This window comes from Aeromicrobium sp. (assembly GCF_036676885.1).
Taxonomy (GTDB): Bacteria; Actinomycetota; Actinomycetes; order Propionibacteriales; family Nocardioidaceae; genus Aeromicrobium.
Genome location: NZ_JAKFCB010000087.1, coordinates 1 through 14,154, shown reverse-complemented (window position 1 = coordinate 14,154; position 14,154 = coordinate 1). Strand labels below are relative to the sequence as shown.

At 68.0% G+C, this 14,154-nt stretch carries 14 protein-coding genes; 1 reads left to right on the top strand and 13 read right to left on the bottom strand.

Annotated elements, in window-relative coordinates:
• Nucleotides 1-44: 44 nt before the first annotated feature.
• The 13 genes from V6M46_RS04640 to V6M46_RS04580 are packed head-to-tail and all read right to left on the bottom strand — an operon-like array spanning nt 45 to nt 13,090.
• Nucleotides 45-551 (bottom strand): hypothetical protein, encoded by a 507-nt coding sequence (locus V6M46_RS04640; protein WP_332662608.1) that lies wholly within the window; start codon nt 549-551, stop codon nt 45-47.
• Nucleotides 548-1,681 (bottom strand): MlaD family protein, encoded by a 1,134-nt coding sequence (locus tag V6M46_RS04635; protein WP_332662607.1) that lies wholly within the window; start codon nt 1,679-1,681, stop codon nt 548-550. The genes V6M46_RS04640 and V6M46_RS04635 overlap by 4 nt, the downstream gene beginning before the upstream one ends.
• Nucleotides 1,678-3,000 (bottom strand): MCE family protein, encoded by a 1,323-nt coding sequence (locus V6M46_RS04630; protein WP_332662606.1) that lies wholly within the window; start codon nt 2,998-3,000, stop codon nt 1,678-1,680. The genes V6M46_RS04635 and V6M46_RS04630 overlap by 4 nt, the downstream gene beginning before the upstream one ends.
• Nucleotides 3,000-4,208, bottom strand: a complete 1,209-nt coding sequence (locus V6M46_RS04625; RefSeq protein WP_332662605.1) for an MCE family protein — start codon at nt 4,206-4,208, stop codon at nt 3,000-3,002. Before V6M46_RS04625 ends, V6M46_RS04630 begins: the two co-directional genes overlap by 1 nt.
• Entirely contained in the window at nt 4,205-5,191 is a 987-nt protein-coding gene (locus V6M46_RS04620; protein WP_332662604.1) for an MCE family protein, read from the bottom strand. The genes V6M46_RS04625 and V6M46_RS04620 overlap by 4 nt, the downstream gene beginning before the upstream one ends.
• Nucleotides 5,188-6,258, bottom strand: a complete 1,071-nt coding sequence (locus V6M46_RS04615; protein ID WP_332662603.1) for an MCE family protein — start codon at nt 6,256-6,258, stop codon at nt 5,188-5,190. The genes V6M46_RS04620 and V6M46_RS04615 overlap by 4 nt, the downstream gene beginning before the upstream one ends.
• Nucleotides 6,255-7,397: an MCE family protein gene (locus tag V6M46_RS04610; RefSeq protein WP_332662602.1), complete on the bottom strand. Its 1,143-nt coding sequence runs from the start codon at nt 7,395-7,397 to the stop codon at nt 6,255-6,257. Before V6M46_RS04610 ends, V6M46_RS04615 begins: the two co-directional genes overlap by 4 nt.
• A 5-nt stretch (nt 7,398-7,402) precedes the next feature.
• Entirely contained in the window at nt 7,403-8,242 is an 840-nt protein-coding gene (locus V6M46_RS04605; RefSeq protein ID WP_332662601.1) for an MlaE family ABC transporter permease, read from the bottom strand.
• Entirely contained in the window at nt 8,242-9,015 is a 774-nt protein-coding gene (locus tag V6M46_RS04600; RefSeq protein WP_332662600.1) for an MlaE family ABC transporter permease, read from the bottom strand. Before V6M46_RS04600 ends, V6M46_RS04605 begins: the two co-directional genes overlap by 1 nt.
• The gene (locus tag V6M46_RS04595; RefSeq protein WP_332662599.1) at nt 9,006-10,592 is read right to left on the bottom strand and encodes an FAD-binding protein; all 1,587 of its coding nucleotides are present in this window, start codon (nt 10,590-10,592) and stop codon (nt 9,006-9,008) included. The genes V6M46_RS04600 and V6M46_RS04595 overlap by 10 nt, the downstream gene beginning before the upstream one ends.
• Nucleotides 10,593-10,597: 5 nt before the next feature.
• Complete coding sequence (locus V6M46_RS04590) at nt 10,598-11,653, bottom strand: ferredoxin--NADP reductase (protein WP_332662598.1); 1,056 nt, start codon at nt 11,651-11,653, stop codon at nt 10,598-10,600.
• Nucleotides 11,646-11,945 carry a hypothetical protein gene (locus V6M46_RS04585; RefSeq protein WP_332662597.1) on the bottom strand — a complete coding sequence of 100 codons (300 nt, stop codon included), beginning with the start codon at nt 11,943-11,945 and terminating at the stop codon, nt 11,646-11,648. The genes V6M46_RS04590 and V6M46_RS04585 overlap by 8 nt, the downstream gene beginning before the upstream one ends.
• The gene (locus V6M46_RS04580) at nt 11,945-13,090 is read right to left on the bottom strand and encodes a Rieske 2Fe-2S domain-containing protein (protein ID WP_332662596.1); all 1,146 of its coding nucleotides are present in this window, start codon (nt 13,088-13,090) and stop codon (nt 11,945-11,947) included. The genes V6M46_RS04585 and V6M46_RS04580 overlap by 1 nt, the downstream gene beginning before the upstream one ends.
• A gap of 63 nt (nt 13,091-13,153) precedes the next feature.
• Between V6M46_RS04580 and V6M46_RS04575 the strand changes: the two genes are divergently transcribed.
• Nucleotides 13,154-14,154 (top strand): acyl-CoA dehydrogenase family protein (locus V6M46_RS04575; RefSeq protein ID WP_332662594.1); only part of this gene is annotated, 1,001 nt, incomplete at its 3' end.

The following is a 14,154-nucleotide window of genomic DNA, read 5'->3' as shown; positions in this document are numbered from 1 at the left end:
CAGAACGGGCAGACGCGTTCGTCGCGCTTCAGTCTGGGCATGCCCTATCCCACGAACTCGAGCTGTGAGACCAGCCAGCGGCTGTCCTGCTTGACCATGGACAGCTTGATGCGCCAGGACCGGTCCTCGACCTTGCCCTTGGTGCCCTTGTTCTGGACCTTGCTGCCCGCGGCGACGAAGACGGTCGCGGAACGCTCGTCGACCTCGCTCAGGCCGATCTCGGCGACGCTCCCCTTGGAGATCGACTCCTGGCTGACCGCGGTCTCCTTGAGGGACTTCACGGATGCCTGGTACTGCTTCTTGAACGTCCCGGTCGAGCCGGAGAGCACGCGGTCGGTCAGCTCGTCCATACGGGTGTGGTCGACCGCCAGGAACGCGATGGTCTCGGCGCGCGCCGCCCGCGTGATGTCGGAGTAGTGCTCGGCCTTCTCCTCGGCCGGCGTGCTGCCGGGCGCGGCCGCGCTGCCTCGTACGGCGAACACGACCAACCACGCGCACAACGCCACCAGGATCACCGCGAGCGTCGCCTGCGTCGCGGACGTACGGGTCACTCGTCGCCTCCCTGCTGGCTCTTCCAGTCGACCGGGTCCGGGGCGTGCTTCATGCCACGCATGTTGACCGGTGGACCGGATGCACATTCAGCTGGGTAGTACGGCACAAAGCTCTCCCTCGAGGTTGGTTGCCATTGTCCGGGTGGGAGATATCCGTCCATGCAGGCGGGCGGACTCTGGTTGAGGTTGAGGTTGACCCGGCCGAACTTCTGGTCGCCCGGGGTGAGGGCCGACGGCCCGGCCGACACCAGGCGCGGGAACGTCACGAGGAGCTGTTCGAGCGCGGGTAGCCGGGCGTCGAGGACCTCGGTGACGTTGACCAGGTGGAGCAGCATCGGCGGCAGCACCTTCCGCAGGGTGCTGACCAGGCTCTTCAGCTCGTCGGCTGCGGGACCTGCCTGGGCGAGGATGCGCCGGATCTCGGCGTCCGAGGCGGCCAGCGTGCCGGTCACCGCGGCGAGATCGCGGGCAAAGGACCGGATCTCCGTGGAGCTCGCCTGTTGCGTCTGGAGCACCGTCTTGGCGTCGTTCAGCAGGTCGACGGTCGCCGACTCGTTGGCCGCGGCGGCCTCGATGAACGCCTGGGTGCTGTCGACCATCGATCGGAGCGGATTCGCGTTGTCGGTGAACATCGTGCCGAGCTCGCTGACCACGGTGTTGAGCTCCTTGGCGTCCAGGCTCGAGACGAACCGGTCGAGGTCCTGCAGGAGCACGTCCTCGCCCAGCGGCAGGCTGTCCTTGGTGCCGCGAACCGTGTCACCGTCCTGCAGCATGGGGCCCTTCTTCGATCCGGGCTCGAAGGAGATGTACTGCTCGCCGACGACGCTGAGGTTGTGCACGTAGACGGGCGCGTTCGCCGGCACCCGGGCGTCGTCCTCGAGCGCGACGTCGACCCGCAGGCCCTCGCCGTCGACGTTCATCTTCGACACCTTGCCGATCTTGACACCTCGGTAGGTCACCTCGCTGCCTTCGTACAGGCCGCCCGACGACGGCAGGACGACGTGCACCGTGTAACCGCGACCGAGGATCTGGTCCACGATGCCGAGGTAGGAGGCGCCGACGTAGACCGTGCCCAGCGCGCTCAACAGCGCGAAGGCGATCAGCCTGACCTTGATGCCGCGTCGCATCATGAGCCCCCTCCCACGAGGCCGTCGATGAGCTCGACCAGCAGCCCGTCGTTCTCGTCCTCACCCGCACCCGATTCCGGCGTGGGGTCCAAGGTGCCCGGCGAGTCCGGCGAGCCCGATGAGCCGGACGACCCGGCAGCCTGCTCGGCCCGGGCGAGGGCGGCAGCAACCTCGTCGACGTCGGCCTCGGTGCACAGCGGCAGCGCCTTGAGAACCGAGCAGAGCTGGGCCACAGCATCGCCGCCCGCGGAGCAGATCGGCGCGGTGGGCGTACCACGGCACAGCGTGATGACATCGTCGAGCGTCGTCGGAATCAGCCCGCCCTCGCTCACCGGGGTGAGCTTGATCTGCATCTTGAACACGACGTTCGCGTAGTCACCCTTGATGGAGTCGGCCGCATCCATCGGGAACGGGTAGCTGGCCGCCGCGACGAGGCCGGGTACGAGCGAGTCGCCGGTGTCGGAGAGCTTGCGGAGCACGGGCTCGAGGTGGCGCAGCTCGGCGATCAGGTCGTCCTTGGTCTCGTTGACGACGCGCGTCCCGACGACGCCGAGCTTGTCCAGCTCGGACAGCATCCCGACGAGCTGGGTGTGCTGGTCACGCAGCACCGTGATCGCGGGCCCGGCGGCATCCAGCGCCTCGCCGATGGTCTCCTTCTCGGCGACGAGCGTCTTGCTCAGCCCGTTGATCGACTCCATCGCGTCGACGATGTCGCCCCGTTGGGAGCTCAGCGTCTCGACCAGCGTGTTGACCTGCCCCAGGACTTCACGGATCTTGCCCGTACGGCCGTCCATCATCTCGTTGAGCTCGTGCGTGATGGTCTGGATCTGTCCGACGCCGCCCCCGGTCAACACGAACGACAGCGCACCGAGGACCTCCTCGACCTCGGGATTGCGGCCCGTGCGATCCATCGGGATCACGTCGTTCGGGCCGAGGCGCCCGGTGCTCGTGGACTCTCCGCCCGGCTCCGACGGGGGCGCAGACAGCTCGACGTACTTCTCACCGAGCAGGCTGGTCTGGCGGATCTGGGCGACCGCGTTGGCGGGCAGCACGACGTCCTTGCGGACCAGCATCGTGATCCGGGCGTGCCAGCCGACGCGGGACACGGACTCGACCTGGCCCACGGCGACGTCACCCACCTTGACCGAGGAGCGCGGAACGAGGTTGAGCGCATCGGCGAAGTCGGCGCTGACCTCGAAGCCGTTGTCCCGGTTGACCTTGTTGCCGGGCAGGGGCAGGTCGTAGACGCCGTTGAAGGTGCAGCCGCTCAGCAGGAGCGTCACGACGACCCCGACGATCATGCGCAGCCGGATCGACCTCATCAGAGACCACCCCCGAGCAGGTCCAGCAGGGTCGGGAGCTCACTCGGCGTACCGTCCGATGGCGCCGGGTCCGGCGTCGTCGTCTGACCCGACGGCACCGGCACCGGCGCCGCGACGTCCGGAACGCCGGTCGCGCTGCCCGAGGTCGCGGGGAGCAGCGGCTGGAGGAGGTTGGTGAGCGTCGCGCAGATCGCTTCCGGGGTGCCGATGTTGACGAGGGTCTGGCACAGGAACTGGTCAGGACGGAACTGGATGCCGGGAGCCACCTGGACGCGGGAGCCGAAGGTTCCGGTGCCGGACTCGAAGGACAGTGCGAGGTTGCTCATCGCGAGCGACCCCTTCTGGACGACCAGGCCGAGGGCGTCCTTCTGCCGGTCGACCCGCTCGAGAATGCTGCCCAGCATCTCGATGTCCTTGCCGAGGGTCGCGCGATTCTCGTGCACGAATCCCTTGACCGTGCTCAGCACCTTGGCGAGTGAGGCCAGGACCGCCTCGATCTCGTCGCGCTCACCCGCGAACTGGCCGGACACCGAGGAAAGGTCCTTGAGGAACGCCTGGACGGTGGCGTCGTTCGCTGCCAGCGTGTCGGTGATCTCCGCCAGCGAGCGGACGTTGTCGAAGAGCGGGCCGCGGTTGTCCGCGAACACCTCCGCCGCCTGCGACAGGTTGCGGATCGTCTTGGAGCCGAGGGCCCCGTTGCCGTCGAGGGCCTTCGCGCCGGCCGTGAGCAGGTTGTCCAGGGCGCCGCTGGTCGAGCCGGCCTTCGGGCCCAGGGTCACCGCGAGGTCGTCCAGCGACTTGAACATCCGGTCGAGCTCGATCGGTGTCTGCGTGCGGTCGAGCGGGATGTTGCCGTGGTCCGGCATCTCCGGGCCCTTGCCGTACGCCGGGAACACCTGCACATAGCGGTCCGCCACGAGCGTGGGCGTCACGACCGCGGCCTTGGCGTCGGCCGGGAGCTTGTACTCCCGGTCGTACGTCATCTCCACGCGGACGCTGTTGCCCTCGGGCACGACCGCGGTGACCTCCCCGACCCGCACGCCCATGACCCGCAGGTGGGTGCCGGGATAGACCGCGACCGCGCGGTCGAAGTGTGCCGTGACGGTGCGCGGGCCCTCACCGGGAAAGGCGACGAACGCGATCAGCAGCAGCATGGCGGTGACGAGCGATGCCCCGACGATCTGCATCCTGGTGCTCAAGCCGGTCATGAGCCACCTCCCGGCTTGTTCGGCGTGAACTCGCCGAGGAAGACACCCATCATGTTGGGGACGTACGCGTCGAACCACGGGCCGGTGCCGACGATGTTGCCGAGGATGCTGACGTAGGGCCCGTAGTTGTGGATGAGCGTCTCGATCTGGTCCTCACGTGCCTGCAGGAACGTCAGCACGTTCTCCAGCTTGTCGAGCGTCGGGCGGAGCTGCTTGCGGTTGTCCTCGACCACGCCCTCGAGCTGGATCGCCAGCTGGTTGGCGTTGACCAGGAGGTCGTGGATCGTCTGCTTGCGCCGCTGCAGCTCCTGGAAGACCAGGTCGGCCTGCTTCATCAGCGTCACGAGATCGCCCTTGCGCTCGTCGAGCAGCTGCGTGACGTTGCTCGAGCGCTGCAGGAGCTCCTCGATCTCCTCGTCACGCGATGCGATCGTCGTCGAGAGCCGGGACAGGCCGCTGAAGCTCGTACGCACCTCGGGCGCGGCGGAATCGACGACCTCGGCGAGGGAGTCCAGCGCCTTGGTGAGGTTGGCCTTGTCGGTGTCCTCGGTCTGCGTCGTCAGCTGGCCGAGGGTCCCGACGATGTCGAACGTGACGTCGGTGCGCGTCAGCGGGATCGTGGCGCCCGCGGCCAGCTCGCCGGAGCCCTCCGGCACGATGTTGAGGAACTTCTCCCCCAGCAGGCTCTTGACCTCGACGCTGGCCCGGGTCGAACGGCCCAGCTTCGCGCCGGCGACGTCGAAGTCGGCGACGACCTTCTCGGGACCGATCCGCAGCTTGTTGACCCGGCCAACCCGGATGCCGGCGACCTGGACCTCGCTTCCGGTCCGCAGGCCGCTCGCGTCGACCAGCTCCGCGTGATAGGTCGTGCCGCGGAGCCATGGCAGCTTCTGGATGTTGAACGACCCCACCATCATGAGCATCAGCAGCGCGAGCGAGATGATGCCCATCTGCAGGATCTGTGACTCACTTCGACGTGTCATCCCTGACACCTCTTGGCCTGGCTGTAGACCGTGAACTCGGACATCTGCTTCTGTACGTCTGCCGGCAGCGCATCCATCAGGGCGCTCGGCAGCACCACGCCGCCCTGGAACTCACAGAGGTAGTAGTTGTACCAGGAGCCGTAGACACCGATCCGGGTCTGCTTGGCGAGCATCGACGGGAGCTTGTCGAGCGTCATGTCGAGGTAGTCCTTGTTCTCCGGCTTCGCGAGGATCGTGAACAAGCGGCGCAGCTGTGCGACGTCCTCCTTCAGCAGCGGACGGCCCTCGGTCAGCAGGTCGGCGACCGACTCGGTGACCTGGGAGATGTTGGTCAGCGACGAGCCGATGACCTGGCGATCCTCGGCCAGGTCGCCGAACCACGAGCGCATGCTGGTGAGCAGCTCGTCGAGCTCCTGGTGGTGGTTGTCGACGGTCGTCATCAGGGTGCTCAGGTTGGTGATCACGTCGCCGATGAGCTGGTCGCGATCGGCCAGCGTGTTGGTGAGGGTCGCTGTGTTGGACAGGAGCTCTTGCACCGTGCCGCCTTCGCCCTGGAGGACCTGGATGAGGTTGAGCGAGAGCTTGTTGACGTCCTCGGGGCGCAGGGCGGCGAACAGCGGCTGGAAGCCCTGGAACAGCTCGGTCAGGTTGAGCGCCGGCGTCGTGCGGCTCATCGGGAGGGTCGCCGAGGGCGCCAGTCGTGGCGCGCCCTCCTTGCCCTCCGACAGCGACATGTAGCGATCGCCGATCAGGTTGAGGAACCGGATGCTCGCCCGCGAGTCCTGGGTGAGCGGGACGCCGTCCTTGACCTTGAACGTCACCAGCGCGTGGTTCCCCTGGTGGATCTTGACGTCCTCGACCTTGCCGACCACGACACCGGCGATGCGAACGTCATCACCCGACGTCAGCTCGGAGGCATTGGCGAACACCGCTTTGTACTCGGTCTGGGAGCCGAGGCCGAAGCCGCCCATGATGACGACGAGCATGCCCGTCACGATGAGGGAGACCACGGTGAAGATGGTGAGCTTGACCGCGGAGACGTAGAACGCCGTGTCGCGCGCGTTCATTCGATCCCCCCGTCCGGCTCGTCCTTGTCGGACCCGTCCTTCAACGGCTGGAACGGGGCGGGCTTCTCATAGCCGTCCGGCAGTCCGAGGCACCACGGCCCGTGGCCGACCTCGCCGTACTCCGGCGCGTCCGCGGCGGTGTACGACGTGCGTTGGGGTGCGCCGAGCTCGAGGGTCTGGTGGATGAGGCCGCCGTTGAAGACGTTCTTGGCGTTCGGGATCTGGCGGTCGAGCCCGGTCAGCACGCACGGCAGCTCAGGTGCGTACGTGTCGAGCAGGGCCAGCAACGGCCGGCCGGAACGCACCTGGGCGATCAGCGCCTTCTCGTTCTCCGCGAGCGTGACCCGTGTCGTACGGGCCAGGCCGGTGAGGCTGCCGAGCGCCCGGTTGAGGTCGCCCTGCTTGTCGGTGATGCTGCGCGCCGTCACCGTCGCGTTGCGCAGCAGCCTGATGAGGTCGGGTGCGGCCAGCTCGTACGTCTTCGACACGTCGGACAGCAGCCGCAGGTCGGTGCGCAGCGTCGGGAGCTCGGTGTTCATCCGGCCGAGGTAGTCGTTCAGCGTGACGAGCGTGTCGCCGATCTGGTCACCCTTGCCCTGCAGTGCGTGCGCGAGCGCGTAGAGCGTGGCGTTCAGGTCGGCCGGACGCACGGAACGCAGGAGCGGGAAGAGGTTGGCGAGGATGCGCTGCAGCTCGACGTTCGTCGTCACCCGGCTGGCGGGGATGACCGAGCCGTCCCGCAGCGGGCCACCCACTGTGGTCCCGTTCTTGGGCGGCATGAGCTCGAGGTAGTGCCGGCCGAACAGCGTCGTCGGCAGGATCTGCACGCCGACGTTGCTGGAGATGTGGCGTGCCGCGTCGGGCTTCAGCGACAGCGTGATCTCGGCATGGGTCCCGTTGTTCTCGATCTCCTTGACGTGTCCCACGAGGGCGCCGTGCAACCGCACATCGCTGAAGCGTGCAAGCTGCAGGCCCGCGCGATCGGCCATGACCGTGACGGTCGTGCTGGACGTGAACTTCTTCTCGTAGACCGCGATCGAGAGGGCGATCAACAGGGCCATCGTCGCGAGATAGGCGACTCCGGCGACCCACAGCCGCCGATGCTCGCCCGGCGTCTCGTGCACGAGGTTGACCAACATCAGGCTTACCCCGTGATCCGCACGGTCGTCGTCGATCCCCAGATCGCGAAGCTCAGGAAGAAGTTGGCGACCACCACCGTCACGATGGACGAACGGATCGCGCGACCCACGGCCAGGCCCACCCCGGCGGGGCCGCCGGACGCCGTGTAGCCGTAGTAGCAGTGGATCAGGATGATCAGGACCGCCAGGACGAGCATCTTTCCGAACGACCAGAGGATGTCGACCGGTGGCAGGAACTGGCGGAAGTAGTGGTCGTACGTGCCGACCGACTCCCCGTAGATGACCGTCGTGATGAGTCGCGGCGAGAGGTAGGAGGCCAGCAGCGCGACGGTGTAGAGCGGGATCACCGCGATGAAGCCGGCGATCATGCGGGTCGTCACCAGGAAGGGCATCGAGGGGACGCCCATGACCTCGAGGGCGTCGATCTCCTCGGAGATCCGCATCGCGCCGAGCCGTGCGGTGTAGCCGCAGCCCACCGTGGCCGCCAGCGCGATCGAGGAGACCAGCGGCGCGACCTCGCGGGTGTTGAAGTACGCCGAGATGAACGCCGTGAACTTCGCGACGCCGATCTGGCTCAGCGAGGCATAGCCCTGCAGCCCGACCTCGGTGCCGGCGAAGAATGCCAGGAACGCGATGACGCCCACGGTGCCGGCGATCACGGTGAGGGCACCGACACCGAAGACCACCTCGGCGAGCGTCTTGGCGATCTCCTTGCGGTAGCTGCGCAGCACCTTGGGCGTCCAGGCCAGTGCCCTCGCATAGAACAGCAGCTGGTCGCCCATCGTCTCCAGGGTCAGCCGGCGCCCCTTGACGAACGACGATCCCAGCTCGGTCAGGACACTCATCAGAGGCCTGCCTGGGGGACGAACTGGAAGTACAGCGCCGTGATGATCGAGTTCAGCAGGAACAGGAGCATGAACGAGAGGATGACCGACTCGTTGACCGCCCGGCCCACGCCGGCGGGACCACCGCCCGCGCTGAGTCCCTTGTAGGACCCCACGATCGCGGCCATGAAGCCGAACGAGGCCGCCTTGATCATCGAGACGTAGATGTCAGGCAGCGTGGCCAGTGCCGTGAACGAGGCGAGGAACGCTCCCGCGGAGCCGCCCTGCACTATCACCGTGAAGTAGTAGCCACCCGCGATGCCGGCCGTGATCACGATGCCGTTCATGAGCATCGCCACGGTCACGGTCGCGAGCGCCCGAGGGACGACGAGCCGCGCGATGGGGTCGATGCCCAGGGCCTGCATGGCGTCGATCTCCTCGCGCATCTTGCGCGCACCGAGGTCGGAGCAGATCGCCGACCCGGCGGCTCCCGCGATGATCAGGGCCGCGGCGATCGGCGCTGCCTCCCGCACGGTGGCGAGCACCGCGGTCGCGCCGGCGAACGACTCGGCGCCGAGCTGCCCGGTCAGGTTGCCGACCTGGAGCGCGATGACCGCGCCGAACGGGATCGACACCAGGATCGTGGGCATCAGCGTGACGCTGGCGATGAACCAGGCCTGCTCGATGAACTCACGAGCCTGGAAGCGGGTCGTGAACGTCAGCTTGACGACGTCCCACGACATCGCGGCGATGTTGCCGGGTCCACGAACCACGGATGCGAGGCTCACGCCCATGATTCCTCCTGTGGTCCGTCGACTCCGGGGCGACTGGACCCACTGCGGTGAGCACTCTGCGTTCCTGCTGCCGGGGCGACTACTGATGAGTAACGAGCCGGTGTGACCTGCGTTACGTCTTCGGGGTCCCGCCCGGCCGCGTGACGCCCGGCGCGACGGCCGAAGAAGGAAGCCTCGCCGAGCTGCGTGCCGGAGGCGTATCCCCGGCCGTCGACCGCGATGTTGGAGGCGCAGGCACCCGCCGCATACAGGCCGCCGACGACGGTGCGATCCTCGCGGAGCACCCGGCCGTCGTGGTCGACGCGCAGGCCGCCGCAGGTGAACCCGGAGTAGAAGCACTGGCCGGGCGTCAGGTCGTACGCGCCGTAGGGCGGGGTGTCGAGCGGCGCGACGTACGCCGTGGCCTTGTGGAACGCCGGGTCGTCGCCGTCACGCGCTGCGGCGTTGTAGTCGTCGAGGGTCTTGGCCAGCGAGCCCTCCGGCACACCGAGTCCGGCCTCCATCTCGGCGATGGTCTCCCACCCGTCGACGAGTGGCTGCAGGCCGTACGCCGGCTCGGCCATGTGCACCGAGTCGAGGATCAGCCACGCCTTCTGCTCGGGCTGGTCGAAGACGAACGCGGACGTACGCGAGTGGTAGGAGTCCTCGGCGACGAATCGCTCGCCCCGGTTGTTGACGCAGATGCCCTTGACCAGGTCGCCGGGCGGATAGAACGGGGCGGTCAGGAACGCGCCCTCCATGTGCTCGGTGGCGCCGCCGACCGACTCGCCCAGCCGGATGCCGAGACCGTCGTCGTACGTGTTGCCGAGGGCCATTCCTCTCGCCAGCAGGGCTTCGAGGGGCGGGGCGAACGCGTGGACCATCTCGGGGTTCATGACGAATCCGCCGGCCGCGATGACGACCGCGCCCGCACGCACGGCACCCGTCTCGGCGAAGCGCTTCCAGGCCGCGCCGACGACACTGCCGTCCTCCGTCACGAGAGCCGTGGCACCCGTGTCGAAACGAACCTCGACGCCGAGCTCGTCCAGCTTCCTCAGGGCGAGGTCGAGCACGAGCGCGCCGCCGCCGGAGTCGCCCACCACGGGTGGCTGGTGGCCACGCGGCGCCGGGACGGCGAGCTCATGGAACGGCCACACCTTCTCGTTGCCGCTGAAGATCACGCCCTCGGTGCCCGGTGCCATGACGGTCTTGTCGGGGTAGTACGTCCGCTCGAACTCGAACCCCAGCGACTCCAGCCAGCCGAAGTGCTCGACGCTGCCCTCGCTGTAGAGCCGGATCTTCTCGGGGTCGCACTCCGGCGACACCGCTGCGAGGTAGCTCGCCATCTCGGCCGGCGAGTCCTCGAAGCCGGCTGCCTGCTGCACCGGGGTGCCGCCGCCGAGGTAGAAGTGACCCCCGGCCATCGCGCTGGTGCACGACAGACGTCCACCACGGTCGATGACGAGCACCCGCGCGCCGGCCATTGCCGCCTCGATCGCGGCAGCGGTGCCGGCCATGCCCGCGCCGATGACCAGCACATCGACCTCGTCCGACCACGACGTGACGGTCTCGGCGGGTATGTGCGGGGGGATCTCCATGGCGCTCACGAGTACGTCACCCGGACCTTCTCCGATGCGGGCTCGCTCTGGCACCCGAGGCGGATGCCGTCAGCCAGGTCCTCGTCCTCGAGGATGTCGTTGGCGCGCATCGTCACCTCGCCCTCCAGCAAGCGGATCGCGCAGGCCGAGCACTCGCCCTCCCGGCAGGAGTAGGGCGCCTTCACGCCCTTGCTCTCCAGGTGCTCCAGGAGTGTCGTGCCGGGTCGCCAGTCGTCGTACTCGTAGTCGACGCCGTCGAGCTCGACCTGGAGGTGCACCTGACCGACCGACGAGGCCGGTTCCTCTTCGGCGTCGGCGCCCGGCTCACGCTCCGCGGCGGTCTCGAACGGGTTGCCGCCCAGCGAGACGAACTTCTCCTGGTGGCGGCGGTCCCGCGGGAACTCGAGCTCCTTGAGCGCGGCCACGGTCGCCGCCATGAACGGCGCCGGCCCGCACACGAAGGCGTCCCGCTCGACGTACTGCCCCGCGAACGCCCGCAGCTGGTCCTGACTGGGCAGCCCCTGCACCGACTCGAGCCAGTGCACGACCTGCAGGCGGTCGGGGTGCTCCGCCGCCAGCTCGGCGAGCGCCGCGCCGAAGATCACCGATCGTTCGTCCCGGTTGGCATAGAACAGCACGAGATGTCCCGATCCGCGGGCCAGCGACGTACGGATGATCGAGATCACCGGCGTGATGCCGCTGCCGCCCGCGAACAGCAGCAGGTCGGCGTCGAGGTCCTTCGGGGTGAAGATCCCGCTCGGCGGGAGCACCCTGAGCCGGTCGCCGGGACGGAGCTCGCTGCAGATCCAGCCGGAGGCGTAGCCGTCGGGCGTACGTTTGACGGTGATCGTCAGCGGGCCGTCCTCGGCCGGCGTCGAGGACAGCGAATAGCTGCGGGCGACGAGTCCGGTCCGGTCGCTGGGCACCGCGACCGTCAGGAACTGTCCCGGCGTGTAGGCGAAGTGCTCGCGATGCTCGCCGGGGTCGAGCACGACCGAGCGGGCCTCGTCGGTCTCCTCGACGACGTCGAGCACCGTGAGCTCGAAGGAGGCGTCACTCATCGGGCGACCCGACCGAGACTGCGCCGTCGCGCACGGCTTCCTCGATCGACGCGACGAGGCGCGGGCAACCCGAGTGGATCGGGCGGCCGCCCTCCTCGTGCGAGAGCTTGGCGAACGTCGCACACTCCGCGACGGCCTCCTGGGTCCACTGGATCGAGGTGTGGTGCTCGCTGTTCTTGCGCACCTTGACGCGCGCCCGGCAGTCCAGGCACGGCAGCTCGACCAGGCGGCTGCTCGTGTAGAGCGCCCGGTCCTCCAGCGTCTCCAGGCGGGACGGGACGATGTACGCCATCACGCCCCCGCCGTCGCGGCGGCGCGGTCTTCGGCCTCCTTGCGTGCCAGGTTCTCCGCGACCTCAGCTCGCCAGTTCTCGTTGGCCTTGGTCGTGTCCACCTCGAACTCGAAGCGCTCGACCATCTCGGGCTCGACGTCGGCCTTGTCGACGTAGAACTGCTCGTACCAGCGGCGCAGCTGGTAGACCGGGCCGTCCTCCTCGCAGAGCAGCGGGTTCTGGACCGGCGCCTTGTTCTGCCAGATCGCGACGTCCTGCAGGAAGCCGACGGAGAAGCTCTCGACGTACTTCTTGCCGATGTAGTCCGCGGTGGCATCGTCGACGCCCTCGGGCTTCTCGACGCACAGCCCGAACTGCAGGTTGAACGAGTTCGGACCCGTCGGGATGTGGCAGTTGATCAAGATGACCTTGGTCAGGAAGCCCTTGTAGTCGGTGTCGAGCCAGTTGATCATGTAGGACGGCCCGAAGTAGGTCGCCTCCGACTTGAGGACGAGGTCCTCGTCGCCGTAGCCCTCGGCCTTCATGTCCGGGCGTCCGGTCGACTCCATGAACTGGGTCGCCTTGTCGTCCTCGAACACGTTGCGGAAGTTCGTGGGGAACGCGAAGTGGATGTAGAAGAAGTGCGCCATGTCGACGACGTTGTCGATGATCTCGCGGCAGTGGGCGTTGTCGACCTCGATGACGTCCCAGGTCCAGTCGGTGAAGCGGTCGGTGCCCACACCCTCGAGGACCGGCGGCAGCGCGTCGTGATCGGCGGGGCTGCCCTCCGGGTCGTGCCAGATCAGCAGCTGGCCGTTGCGGACGACGCTCTCGTAGCGCTGGGTACGGGCGCGCAGCGGCACCCGCTTGGCGTACGGGATGGCCTTGCACTTGCCGTCGCCGCCCCAGCGCCAGTCGTGGAACGGGCAGGCGATCTCGTCGCCCTTGACGGTGCCCTGCGTCAGGTCGCCGCCCATGTGCCGGCAGTAGCCGTCGAGGACGTGCAGCTCCCCCTCGGAGTCGCTCCACACCACGAGCTTGCCGCCGAAGGCCTGCACGGAGTGTGGCTTGCCGTCGGTGAAGTCGCGCTCGAGGCCGAGACAGTGCCAGCCCCGGGCGAAGCGCTGCGGGACAGAACCGGTGTCCAACACGCGGGTCTCAGTCACGATTTGCCTCCGAGATTGCGGGCCACAGTGGACCAAAACGAGAACACGTTATAGTTTTACCACATGTACGTCGCCCTGACAGCAGACCAGCAACGCCTTCGAGATCAGCTCCGGGGCTACTTCTCCGAGCTCGTGACGCCCGAACGCCGGGCGGCCCTCGCGGCCGCCTCCGGCGAGTTCGGCGACGTCGCGGTCTACAAGGACGTCATCCGGCAGCTGGGCTCCGACGGCTGGCTGGGCATGGGCTGGCCCGAGGAGTGGGGCGGGCAGAACCGCTCGATGGTCGACGAGCTGATCTTCACCAACGTGGCGGCGGTGGCGGGCGTACCGATCCCCTACCTCACGCTCAACACGGTGGGCCCGACGATCATGCGCTACGGCACCCAGGAGCAGAAGGAGTACTTCCTCCCCCGGATCGTCCGTGGCGAGCTGCACTTCTCGATCGGCTACTCCGAGCCCGGCTCGGGCACCGACCTCGCCTCGTTGCGCACCCGGGCCGAGCTCGACGAGACCACCGGCGAGTGGGTCATCAACGGCCAGAAGATGTGGACCTCGCTGATCCAGTACGCCGACTGGATCTGGATGGCGTGCCGGACCGACCCGGACCTCCCGCGCCACAAGGGGCTGTCCATGATCCTCGTCCCGGCCGACGCGGAAGGCTTCTCCTACACCCCCGTGCACACGATTGCCGGTGTCGGGACAAGTGCGACGTACTACGACAACATCCGGGTGCCCGCGGACAACCTCATCGGCGAGCGCGGAGGAGGCTGGGCGCTGATCACCAACCAGCTCAACCGCGAGCGCGTGGCCCTCACCTCGTCGGCACCGCTGGTCCACTCGATCGAGCTCGTCACGGACTGGGCTCGGCAGGCCAAGGATGCCAACGGCGTCCGCGTGATCGACCAGCAATGGGTGCAGATCCTGCTGGGCCGCGCCCAGGCGCGTACCGATGCCCTCACCCTGATGGGCTGGAAGCTGGCCACCGAGATCGACACCCTCTCCCCGGCCGACGCGTCCGCCATCAAGGTCTACGGATCGGAGCTGGCGATCGAGGTCTACCGCGC

Bases quoted from the DNA above. Each gene is read 5' to 3' on its own strand.
- V6M46_RS04635 (WP_332662607.1), bottom strand. From the start codon at position 1,681: ATGATGCGACGCGGCATCAAGGTCAGGCTGATCGCCTTCGCGCTGTTG.
- V6M46_RS04590 (WP_332662598.1), bottom strand. From the start codon at position 11,653: ATGAGTGACGCCTCCTTCGAGCTCACGGTGCTCGACGTCGTCGAGGAG.
- V6M46_RS04630 (WP_332662606.1), bottom strand. From the start codon at position 3,000: ATGAGGTCGATCCGGCTGCGCATGATCGTCGGGGTCGTCGTGACGCTC.
- V6M46_RS04600 (WP_332662600.1), bottom strand. From the start codon at position 9,015: ATGGGCGTGAGCCTCGCATCCGTGGTTCGTGGACCCGGCAACATCGCC.
- V6M46_RS04595 (WP_332662599.1), bottom strand. From the start codon at position 10,592: ATGGAGATCCCCCCGCACATACCCGCCGAGACCGTCACGTCGTGGTCG.
- V6M46_RS04625 (WP_332662605.1), bottom strand. From the start codon at position 4,208: ATGACCGGCTTGAGCACCAGGATGCAGATCGTCGGGGCATCGCTCGTC.
- V6M46_RS04620 (WP_332662604.1), bottom strand. From the start codon at position 5,191: ATGACACGTCGAAGTGAGTCACAGATCCTGCAGATGGGCATCATCTCG.
- V6M46_RS04615 (WP_332662603.1), bottom strand. From the start codon at position 6,258: ATGAACGCGCGCGACACGGCGTTCTACGTCTCCGCGGTCAAGCTCACC.
- V6M46_RS04610 (WP_332662602.1), bottom strand. From the start codon at position 7,397: ATGTTGGTCAACCTCGTGCACGAGACGCCGGGCGAGCATCGGCGGCTG.
- V6M46_RS04585 (WP_332662597.1), bottom strand. From the start codon at position 11,945: ATGGCGTACATCGTCCCGTCCCGCCTGGAGACGCTGGAGGACCGGGCG.
- V6M46_RS04605 (WP_332662601.1), bottom strand. From the start codon at position 8,242: ATGAGTGTCCTGACCGAGCTGGGATCGTCGTTCGTCAAGGGGCGCCGG.